This is a genomic window from Petrotoga halophila DSM 16923 (genome assembly GCF_002924615.1).
The window spans coordinates 1-10,524 of sequence record NZ_JALY01000099.1; the positions used below are offsets into that span (position 1 = coordinate 1).

13 protein-coding genes are annotated in these 10,524 nt (G+C 33.0%); all 13 read left to right on the forward strand.

Annotation, left to right across the window (positions count from 1 at the left end):
- Positions 1-128: 128 nt before the first annotated feature.
- Positions 129-692 (forward strand): ribosome recycling factor, encoded by a 564-nt coding sequence (gene frr, locus AA81_RS04310; RefSeq protein ID WP_103898312.1) that lies wholly within the window; start codon positions 129-131, stop codon positions 690-692.
- Between the two features lie 17 nt (positions 693-709).
- Positions 710-1,426, forward strand: a complete 717-nt coding sequence (gene uppS / locus AA81_RS04315; protein ID WP_169999611.1) for a polyprenyl diphosphate synthase — start codon at positions 710-712, stop codon at positions 1,424-1,426.
- A gap of 205 nt (positions 1,427-1,631) precedes the next feature.
- The gene (locus AA81_RS04320; RefSeq protein ID WP_103898314.1) at positions 1,632-2,477 is read left to right on the forward strand and encodes a phosphatidate cytidylyltransferase; all 846 of its coding nucleotides are present in this window, start codon (positions 1,632-1,634) and stop codon (positions 2,475-2,477) included.
- A gap of 9 nt (positions 2,478-2,486) precedes the next feature.
- Positions 2,487-2,882: a prepilin-type N-terminal cleavage/methylation domain-containing protein gene (locus AA81_RS04325; protein WP_103898315.1), complete on the forward strand. Its 396-nt coding sequence runs from the start codon at positions 2,487-2,489 to the stop codon at positions 2,880-2,882.
- A 116-nt stretch (positions 2,883-2,998) separates the two neighbouring features.
- Complete coding sequence (alaS, locus tag AA81_RS04330; RefSeq protein WP_103898316.1) at positions 2,999-5,629, forward strand: alanine--tRNA ligase; 2,631 nt, start codon at positions 2,999-3,001, stop codon at positions 5,627-5,629.
- 2 nt (positions 5,630-5,631) lie between these two features.
- Positions 5,632-6,435 carry a patatin-like phospholipase family protein gene (locus AA81_RS04335; protein ID WP_169999609.1) on the forward strand — a complete coding sequence of 268 codons (804 nt, stop codon included), beginning with the start codon at positions 5,632-5,634 and terminating at the stop codon, positions 6,433-6,435.
- Positions 6,432-7,070 carry a hypothetical protein gene (locus AA81_RS04340; protein WP_103898318.1) on the forward strand — a complete coding sequence of 213 codons (639 nt, stop codon included), beginning with the start codon at positions 6,432-6,434 and terminating at the stop codon, positions 7,068-7,070. Before AA81_RS04335 ends, AA81_RS04340 begins: the two co-directional genes overlap by 4 nt.
- Positions 7,071-7,083: 13 nt before the next feature.
- Positions 7,084-8,232, forward strand: a complete 1,149-nt coding sequence (locus tag AA81_RS04345; protein WP_169999610.1) for a type II secretion system F family protein — start codon at positions 7,084-7,086, stop codon at positions 8,230-8,232.
- 25 nt (positions 8,233-8,257) lie between these two features.
- Entirely contained in the window at positions 8,258-8,635 is a 378-nt protein-coding gene (locus AA81_RS04350; protein ID WP_012208462.1) for a hypothetical protein, read from the forward strand.
- A gap of 28 nt (positions 8,636-8,663) precedes the next feature.
- On the forward strand, positions 8,664-9,113 hold the full coding sequence (locus AA81_RS04355) for a hypothetical protein (RefSeq protein ID WP_103898320.1): 450 nt from the start codon (positions 8,664-8,666) through the stop codon (positions 9,111-9,113).
- Positions 9,094-9,504: a hypothetical protein gene (locus AA81_RS04360; RefSeq protein WP_012208464.1), complete on the forward strand. Its 411-nt coding sequence runs from the start codon at positions 9,094-9,096 to the stop codon at positions 9,502-9,504. Before AA81_RS04355 ends, AA81_RS04360 begins: the two co-directional genes overlap by 20 nt.
- On the forward strand, positions 9,501-10,085 hold the full coding sequence (locus AA81_RS04365) for a hypothetical protein (protein WP_012208465.1): 585 nt from the start codon (positions 9,501-9,503) through the stop codon (positions 10,083-10,085). Before AA81_RS04360 ends, AA81_RS04365 begins: the two co-directional genes overlap by 4 nt.
- Before the next feature lie 230 nt (positions 10,086-10,315).
- Positions 10,316-10,524, forward strand: a 209-nt coding sequence (locus AA81_RS04370) for an Rpn family recombination-promoting nuclease/putative transposase (protein WP_146050341.1), incomplete at its 3' end; no start/stop codon positions are given.

The window sequence follows — 10,524 nt, forward strand, 5'->3', positions numbered from 1 at the left end:
CTTTTCGTGTTTATTCAATCTCCCAATATTATATCATATAAGAAAATCCCTTCAGTGTGATATAATATTTGCTGAATTACACTTTATCCATGCAAAAAATTCAAAATTTTTTCTCCGGAGGTGAAGTCATGGCAAAGAAAAGTTCTTATGCGAAAGAAGCAGAAGAAAAAATGAAAAAAACCATTGAGCATTTCGAGGATGAATTAAAAAAAGTAAGAACCGGACGACCTACTACCGCTATTTTTGAGGATATAAAAGTCGATTATTACGGTGTGCCAACCCCCATTAATCAGGTCGCAACCTTAAGTGTTGGAGAAGAAAGAACAGTTGTGATCACCCCATGGGATAAAAAGATGCTGGAACCCATAGAAAAAGCGATAAATGCCTCTAATTTCGGCTTTCACGCTATAAATGATGGTAACGTAGTGAGAGTATCTTTTCCAAATCCCACTATCGAAGAAAGAAGAAAATTGGTAAAAGCAGTGAAGGAAATGTTGGAAGAAACAAAAGTGGCTTTAAGAAACATTAGAAGAGACGATATAAAAAAGGTTAAAGAAATAAAGAACGAGGGCTCATTAAGTGAGGATGAAGCAAAAAAAATGGAGGATGAAATTCAAGAGATTTTGAAAGAAAAAGAAGAAGATGCAGAAAAAATATTCCAAAGAAAAGAAAAAGAGATCATGGAGTCATAAATGTGGAAAATATAAATATGAAACTTTCAAAAATACCTACTCACGTGGGTATAATTATGGATGGAAACGGGAGATGGGCAACTAAAAGTGGACATGACAGGAACTATGGACATCAAAAGGGTGCTGAAACTGCCCTAAATGTTATTGAGTGGTCTAAAGAATTTGGAATTAATTATCTTACCTTATACACCTTTTCAGAAGAAAATTGGAAGAGACCACAAAATGAGATAGAATTTTTGTTTGATTTATTCATAAGATACTTTGAAGATAACCTTAAACGAATCATAGAAAACGGGGTAAATGTAAGATTTTTGGGAAGAATCAATAAACTACCAGAAAATCTTATAAAGACTTGTAAAGAAATCGAGGAGATAAGTAAACATAACAAAGATTTCAATTTGATCTTTGCCTTGAATTACAGTGGAAGGCAAGAGATTTTAGATGCTGTAAACAAAATCTTGGAAGAAAAGAAGATAACAGTAACAAAAGAAGACATAGACAAAAACCTTTATTTACCGAATGTTCCTTATCCTGATTTAATAATAAGAACCGCAGGTGAACAAAGATTAAGTAACTTTTTACTTTGGCAATCTGCTTATTCGGAGCTGTATTTTACAGAAACTCTATGGCCTGATTTTTCCTATGATGATTACTTTAACGCCCTTTTAGATTATTCTAAAAGAGAAAGACGATTTGGCGGTATAAGCAGTAAGTCAACTACCCACCGCCTATAAAGGTGGGCTTGTAAGAGGGAAAGTAATTTTCAAAAATTAGATTTAGTTTTTTAAAGGGTTACAGGGCGAAGCCCTCCCCCCAGTGTGGACGGGCTGCAGACCGAAGAAATAAGTATTCCTTTATCCTTTAGGGCGGGCAAAGGGGCGCTAAAACAATTTTAGAATTTCTAACCATAGTATTATCTAAAGATATGGAGGAAAGCTTTTGAATAAAAAAGAACTTTGGACAAGAGTATTATCGGGTGTAATTATTGGACCTATAGTTGTTTTTTCTTATCTAACATATCCCACTCTTTTAGGATTGGTTACAACTATAGTGATGTTAGCATCCTTTGAACTGATTGAACTATTTACAAGTGATGTCAAAAACGATTTCATCAAGCTTTTGCTAACTTTCATTATAGGAACATCCAGTCTTATATATGGATTCTCTTTGGAGGCAGAATATAGAGGAATTTTACCTTTTGAAAGTGAAGGAATATTTTTCTTAGCTTTTGTAGCATCAGTATTTTCGATTATGCTTTTAGTTAAAGAGATAACTCACACAAAGAGGTTTATAGAATCTTCTGCATTAAGTATTATCTACGTTTCTTTTTTCCTTTCAAACTTTTATTTGATTCATTTGAACTATGGAGCAGGGATGGCGATTTTAGCATTGACTACGGTATGGGCTTTTGATGCTGGTGCATATTTTTTCGGGCTGAGCTTTGGTAAACATAAACTTTCTCCGCATTTTTCACCAAAAAAAAGTTGGGAGGGATTATTAGGTGGCATCTTTTTCGCTTTTGCTTATATACTTATATTTGATTCCATTGGGATTTTTTTTGGAAGTATTCAAAAAATAACTCTTTTGCAGACGCTTATCTTTGCGCTGATGGTGGGTTTCTTCGATACCATCGGTGATTTAACAGAATCAATTATTAAAAGGTATTATAATGTAAAAGACTCTGGAGAAATTCTACCAGGTCATGGGGGAATGCTCGACAGAATTGATGGTTTGTTGATCGTAACCCCAATGTGGTATTTTCTGTTGAGAATACTGTGGATATAGGGGGCGAAAATGAAAAAGACAAAATTTAACGAAGGTTTCACAGTGGTTGAGGTTCTAATAGTATTGGGGATCATTTCGATCCTCGCAAGCATCGCCATCCCATCGGTTACAGGACTTATCAATCAAGCTAAAGCAACTAAAATAGTAACTGAAATGCAAAATGTTCAAGTCGCTGTAATGAACTATGGCATTTACAATCCCGATTTAAAAGGCTTAGAAATGGAAGATCTTCTGTCAGATGGCTATTTAACTTCTCAACCTGAAAATATAGAAATAGATTCGACTAACCCTTTAGAAATCAGAATCGAATACAATGGTACAACTCTTTCCGCAACAGAGCTAAAAAAGATTAACAACAACATACTTATCGATAATGATACTGCTTATTTAGTAGTTAAATATTAAAAGAATAGAAATCAGAAACTTCAGTGAGGGTGGGAAGCGGGGCAAAGGGTTACTGACAGAAGTTTTAGAGTTTTCAAAGAAAGAATAATTTGAAAAAAAATTAGGAGGATTTCTATATGAAATATTTTACCTCTGAAGAAATCAGAGAAAGATTTTTGTATTTTTTTGAGAAAAAAGGGCATAAAAGGTTACCTAGTTCCTCCTTAATTCCCAACGATCCTCAATTGTTGTTTACGGTGGCTGGAATGGTCCCTTTTAAACCAATATTTTGGGGAAAAGTTGAACCAACGTATACGAGGATAACCACATGTCAAAAATGTTTAAGGACGAACGATATAGAAAATGTTGGAAGAACCCCCAGACATCATACCTTTTTTGAGATGTTGGGGAATTTTTCTTTTGGGGATTATTTCAAAAAAGAGGCTATAAAATGGGCTTGGGAATTTTTAACAGAAGAATTGGAACTTCCAGCCGAAAAATTATGGGCTTCTGTGTATGAAACCGATGACGAAACTTTTAATATTTGGAAAGACGACATCAAAATACCTGAAAATAAAATACTAAGATTCGGTAAAGAAGAAAACTGGTGGGGACCTGCAGGTCCAACCGGCCCATGTGGGCCATGTTCAGAAATATACTTTGATACAGGGTATACCGAAAACTGCCCTGATCAAGAAAACTGCACTCCTGCATGCGATTGTGGACGTTTTGTCGAGATTTGGAATATAGTTTTCACTGAATATTATTCCGATGAAAACGGAAACCTATCTCCTTTACCAAGAAAAAACATTGATACCGGGGCGGGTTTTGAAAGAATCTGCGCAGTGGCTCAAGGCAAATATGATAATTTTGACTCCGATCTATTCAAAGAAACAATAGAAGAAATACAACGAATCTTTGGTGTAAAGTTCAGAGAAAATAAAAGCAAAGATGTATCAATAAAAGTAATAGCTGATCATTCAAGGGCGATTGCCTTTCTAATATCTGAAGGAATTATACCATCAAATGAAGGAAGAGGCTACGTTTTAAGAAGATTAATAAGAAGGGCTGTACGACATGGAGCTTTTTTGGGTGCAAAAGGCCCATTTTTAAACAGTATTCTTGAAACAGTGATTAAAAAAATGGGAAAATTTTATCCTGAACTTATCGAAAAAGAAAATTTAATTAAAGATATTTCTTCTATGGAAGAAGAAAAGTTTTTTGAGACGATGGAAAAAGGGATGGAAAGATTAAACAACATAATTCAAAACTTAAACAACGAAGATACATTACCCGGAAAAATCGCCTTCGAACTTTACGATACATACGGATTTCCTTTGGATCTCACAAAAGAGATATTATCCGAAAAAGGGATAGAAGTTGATGAAAAAGAATTCACAGAACTGATGAACAAACAAAGAGAGATGGCAAGAGCAGCTTCGGGTAAAGTAGAATATGATACAACTAAACAAATTTACAAAGAAATCGATAAATTTTTGAATCCAACTGAATTTATTGGTTATGATAAACTAAGTTCAACCGAAGAAGTTCAGCTTATACTCAAAGGAGACAGTATTGTCCAACAAGCTCAAGAAGATGAAGAAATTGAACTATTTTTCTCTAAAACGCCTTTTTATGCAGAAAGGGGAGGGCAAGTCTCTGATAAGGGTATTATCTACAATGAATCATTCGAAGCTGAAGTTATACATGTTAAACCTATAAGAAATGAGATAATATCTCACCTAGTAAAAATAAAAAAAGGTAGTATAAAAAACGGAGAAAAAGTATTTCTAAAAGTTGATGAAAAAAAGAGAAAAGCGACAGAGAAAAACCACACAGCAACACATCTTTTGCATTCTGCACTAAGAAAAGTAATTGGAGAGCATATAAGGCAAGCTGGCTCATATGTGGCTCCGGAAAGATTAAGATTCGATTTCACACATTATGAGCCTTTGAGCCAAGATCAAATAAAGCAAATCGAATACCTTGTAAACGAACAAATACAAAAAGCTATCCCTGTTAACATATACCTAAAAAGCTTAGAAGAGGCAAAAAATATGGATGTTATAGCCTTATTTGAAGAAAAATACGGAGAAGTGGTAAGAATTGTGGAAATTGACGATTTCTCAAGAGAGTTCTGTGGTGGAACACATGTTTCGAATACAGGACAAATAGGTCTATTCAAAATTCTGGAAGAATCTTCCATTTCTTCAGGAGTTAGAAGAATAGAAGCTATTACTGGTTTTGAAAGTCTTAACTATGTTATAGAATTGGAAAGTATTATCACTAATTTATCTAAAATATTAGACTCATCAAGGGACCAGATACCAGATAAAATCGAAACCATCCTAAAAACTATCAAAAATCAGGAAAAAGAAATTAAACAACTTCAATTTCAACTAGCCACAAAAAATATAGAAAGATTAGCGCAAACTCCACAAATCATAGAAGGCGAAAAGGTGGTAGTAGCTCAGTTAGAAAACTTAGAAAAAGACGTTCATGCTAACACGGCCGATATCCTACTTCAAAAGTTAGGTAGAGGCGTTGTGATCCTTTTCAACAAGAGTAACAATGAGCAAGTAAGTTTGGTAGTAAAAGTATCAAAAGACACTTCTAAAAAGTTCCACGCCGGAAACATTGCAAGAAAAATAGCCTCCTATTTAGGTGGCGGTGGAGGCGGTGGACCAACTTTTGCACAAGCCGGCGGAAAATATGCTAATAAGGTGAAAGAAGTGATAGAACACATAAATGATTTTATGGAGGTTTAATATTGCTTGGGGTTGCTTTATCTGGAGGTGGGGCCAAAGGAGCTGCCCACGTTGGAGCACTTTTAGAACTTGAAAAAATGGGAATTAAATTTGATATCGTTGTTGGTACAAGTATTGGCGCACTCGTAGGTGCTGGGTATGCCATTTTAGGTAATTCCAACTTATTGTATGAATACGCTTTAAGGTTACAAAAAGCTCCTTTTATAAAAAAAGCACCCTCATCTCGTAAAATACCATCTATTTTGACGTGTATAGGTGCAAACTTGCTACCATCGGCTTTACCTTCTTTTCTTTATTTTTACATATTAAAAAGGATATTTAAAGACGTCACCTTTGAAGATTTGAAAATTAAATTCTATTGTACAGCGGTAAAAATGGATAGTGGAGATTTGGTAATTTTCAGTGAAGGACCTTTGTTCCCAGCTTTAAAGGCTAGCATGGCGATGCCTGGTGCATTCAGGCCCGTTAAAATTAACGGAAGCAAATACATAGATGGTGGAACCTTGGAAAAGCTGCCTATCCTAACGGCTAAAAAAGTTGGCGCAGATAAAATTATCGCCCTAAAACTCTTATCAAAGAAGATAAAATACGAGGAAGTAAAAAATGCCTCCCAAGCTTTTGATAGGATGGATACAATAAGAGAAAATATATATGATAATTTAACAGAAAAGTTTGCTAACGTACTTATCGAATTGCCCACAGAAGACTTTAATACTTTAGATTTCACACAAACAGAAGCTTTAATAGATACTGGAAGAAAAGCTGTTTTAGAAAGAAAAGAAGAAATCTTGGAGAAAATATCATGATTTTAGTAAGTGGAGGATTTGGATGGCAAGGAATTAAAGCAGCTGAAAACTTAAAAGATTTGGATCTATCCAGTTATGATAAAATCATCACCAACGGCATCACAGGATTTTGTATCGCCTGTTTCCAACTCAAAAAAGAAAAGATTCTTCATCAAAGTATAAAAAGCTTAAAACCCTACTTGAACACAATAGACAAAGATTACATCTTTTTTGGAAACATAAAAAATTGTCTCAAACTTTCTTCAAATTTAGGCAAGTATGAATATCAATTAGAAGAAGATGCTGAATTAAACATTCCTTTAGAAATCGAACTGATAAATTTAAAGACTGAAGAAATAACAGCTAAAAAGATCAGCACCATTCAAGAAAGTTTTTTCTATTCTACCCTCTTACCTGGTATCATGCCACCATTTCAAGGATGGTACAATACCGCTTCATTTTCAAGAACACCTTGCTACTCATTATTAAAGTATGAAGGTGAAGAAATAGAAATCTATGATTCACCATATAATTATCACAAATCTTCAACCATACAAAGATTATACAAATCCATTCAAGTTATGAGAAGCAGATACTTTTACGAATTGGTCATGGATGAAATCAAAACAAAAAATAAGGTACATTTCAAAGGATAAAAGAAGGGAAAAGGTGAAAAAACTTTACCAGGTGGAAGTTGAGGAAAGATCATCAAATAAAAGATACGAATGTCTATTACTTGTAAAAGATAAAGAAGAAATTTATGATATTCTGTCTAATCTCAACATCAGAGTTATCAACATCAACGTTGATAACTTTTATTTCAACCGCAAAAAATTCAATATGGATCAAATGATCAGCCTTGTTGATAATCTGTACCTCCTTGTAAACTCGGGGTTGACCCTCTTTGAAGCTATGGAATTTTTAGTTTTCAACGAACAGGTTGATAAGTTCATAAGAGGTGTTGTTTTTAAAGGTTACTTTTTAGTAAAAAAAGGATTAGACTACAAAACCGCATTTGACTTTCCTGAAATAGATAACTACTTTAGGTATACAATAAATATCTCAAAGACAACGCTAATTTTAAGAGAAAACTTATCCAATTTAAAAGATTACTATAACAACGTCAAACTTTCCAGGTCTACCGCCGAAAAATCATTAATTTATCCACTACTAATTCTTTCATCAATTTTGGTTTTGCTTTTTCTTCTAAATTTTTGGGTTATTCCACAGTTTTCTACTCTTTTAGGATACGATATTAATCTTAACTTATCAACTTACATGTTGATAAGTATGTTGATATTTTTCTTCTTTGGGTTGATAACTTTCTGGATAGGCAAGGGAAACGATATTTTTTGGACAAAGATTCCGTTTTTAAAGTCCTTGTACAAGAATTACATACTTCACGAATTCACAAGGAACGTTAACTTACTTTTAAAAAGTGGTCTCACAATATACAACGCTTTAGAAATAGTCCTTTCTAATACAAATTCACAGTATATTTCATCTACTTTCTTAACTGCCTATTTGGATATAGAAAAAGGGAAAGATCTTACCGAAGTTTTTTCAAAAATAAAAGACGTTAAAGAGTTTTCTTTAACAATGAGCGTTTCAAAAAGGAAAGGAAATTATAAAGAGGTGTTTGACTTTTTAGAAAACTATTATTATTCATCTTTTAAAACCGCTTCAGATAAGATTATGAAAATGATCGAACCTGTACTTATAATATTTTTATCTGTAATAATTTTGAGTTTAGCATTTGAAATTTACTCCAATGTCTACTTAGGGGGGATAAAATTTGAAATGGGGGGTACATTCTAAATCTCATAAGGAAGGCTTTTTACTTATGGAAGTACTAGTTTCTCTGGGTATCGAATTAATCTTGTTCTCGTCGATAGTTTTTTTCACTGTATATCCACTTCAAAAATATTTTTCATCTCTTACGGAAAGATTCATAGCTTCAGAGGTGGTGTATAAAACACGAAGCGCCTCTACCCATTACGGAGAGGATAACAACTTAAACGGAATCCTACGCTCTCAAATAGTACAGGGAAAATTAAAAATCGTGACTTATGATATAAGATACAGAATAGAAGATCAAAGTAGCCAAGATCTATTATGGAGCTTTGGAAAAATAGCAGGAATGGGAGGCAGAATTGTAAACAGCGAAGGAAAAACCATATTCAACGTCGTCCCAGTCACAGGAGCTCTTACCAATCCATGATCTATTTTCAAGCCTTTGGAGGAAAATTATGATTAAGTTCAAATACAAAGGGAAAAAAGTATGTATAAATCATATTGATTGTTTTATAAAACCATTTGAAAACGAATTTCAACTGAGAAAAATATACATCCAAGAAATAACTGATAAAAAAATCGCTTTTAAAAAGATACATTCTTCTGATAAAGAATATTTCTTGGTAATCGATGCTATCGACTACAAAAAATCAAAAAGATCTTTATTCTTTGACACTATTCTACCGATTCAATCCATTCTTTTGAGAAAAGTCTTAGAATTCAAAGAGGGTAGATACGTTTTAGGTACAGATTTTTTCAATTATGAGTTTATTAGAAACAAAGAATTCGCATTTTCAGGATTAATAGTTGACGAAAAACCAACATACTTTTTTAATAATCAAGAATTGAAGGAATTAGCAATAAAATATTTGGAGGATAAAAGAATTGTTCCTGTTAGAATCTAACGTTAGAAAATTTCTGAAATACACACTAATAACAATAATAATTATACTTTTCGTTCTTCTAGTTTTTGAAAGTTATGAGAAATATCAAGAATATCTGAATATCAAAAGGATACAAAACAACTTAAATTATACTTACAACAACTACCTTTACAAAGTTGCCAACCAAAGGATGGTCGTAGAAGAATTTTTTGATTTCCTAACAGATAACAACTTCTTTCTAATAGAATTCAACTACTCCTTGACCGATGGACTAACAGCAAAAGTTGCAACCTTTATGGAACCAACTCAGAAAATAAAGAGCAAGTACTCCATATCAGAAGTCTCTAAAATAAACATGGGATCCAATTATTACGTGGTTCTTGAAATTAAAGAACAAGGAGTCAACCAATGAAACGCTATCTATTTATTATTCTTTTGTTGATTATAACTTTAGTGTATATAAAAAATTATGAAATTGAATCACCGAACCTAAAATTCTCTCTCCATACCATATCAGAAGTAGAAAGCAACTTCTTATCAGAGCCTCTACAAAAAGAGTTAGAAAATATTTTATCTTCTGATCTTTTGTTGGAAAGTATGATTATAAAAAGAAATAACGATTCTTTTCTTGAACTTGGGGATAATTTTGACATCGCCGTATCCTTTTCATATCCTAATTTTGAGTACACTCCAACGGATGTTATTAATAATAAAAAATTATACATAAAAAGCTCAAACATTTTCAAGCCTTTAAAAATTGACTTATTAGATCTATGGTCACAAAAAGATAACTTGCCTAAATATCAAAAAGAAGGGGTAGAATTCTCAGGTTTTTTCATAGATTCAGAAGGAAGAAATACAGGGTTTGTTTATTTCTTCGATGAACTTATAAAGCTTTCCGCAGGCGATACATTGGGGGAAGATTTAGTATTGGCAATTTTCAATGATGGAATTTTAATTCTAACTGAAGATAAAAAACTATGTGTTCTCTAGTCAATTCAAATTTCTTTAATTTTCCCATCTCCACTAATAGTATCTGCAAGAAAAATTAACTTCATGTGAATTTTTATTTACTCTTTCGTTATTTTTTATCCCTCTAAGAATATTCGAATTTCTTCAATCTCTCGCTTACGTATAATATGGCCTAATGCATGTTTTATAGATTTTTCAAAATATGGTATAATTAAATTGACAAACAAAATCTAAAAAAAGAGAGGCCAGACATGAATGAATTAGTGCACAATCCTCATGATCTATTCTTCAAACGAATTTTCAGTGACATAAGGATAGCTCGAGATTTCTTATGGAACTATCTCCCTCAAGAAGCTGTAGAAATAGTAGACCTAGATTATTTAATTCCTGAAAACAACAGTCATGTTGATGAAAACCTAAGAGAAAGCCTCTCGGATATGTTGTACAAAACAAAGATAAA

Excerpts from the sequence above, each read along its gene's own strand:
- AA81_RS04355 (WP_103898320.1), top strand. The coding sequence starts at position 8,664 with ATGATTAAGTTCAAATACAAAGGGAAAAAAGTATGTATAAATCATATT.
- uppS (WP_169999611.1), top strand. The coding sequence starts at position 710 with ATGAAACTTTCAAAAATACCTACTCACGTGGGTATAATTATGGATGGA.
- AA81_RS04365 (WP_012208465.1), top strand. The coding sequence starts at position 9,501 with ATGAAACGCTATCTATTTATTATTCTTTTGTTGATTATAACTTTAGTG.
- AA81_RS04325 (WP_103898315.1), top strand. The coding sequence starts at position 2,487 with ATGAAAAAGACAAAATTTAACGAAGGTTTCACAGTGGTTGAGGTTCTA.
- frr (WP_103898312.1), top strand. The coding sequence starts at position 129 with ATGGCAAAGAAAAGTTCTTATGCGAAAGAAGCAGAAGAAAAAATGAAA.
- AA81_RS04340 (WP_103898318.1), top strand. The coding sequence starts at position 6,432 with ATGATTTTAGTAAGTGGAGGATTTGGATGGCAAGGAATTAAAGCAGCT.
- AA81_RS04350 (WP_012208462.1), top strand. The coding sequence starts at position 8,258 with ATGGAAGTACTAGTTTCTCTGGGTATCGAATTAATCTTGTTCTCGTCG.
- alaS (WP_103898316.1), top strand. The coding sequence starts at position 2,999 with ATGAAATATTTTACCTCTGAAGAAATCAGAGAAAGATTTTTGTATTTT.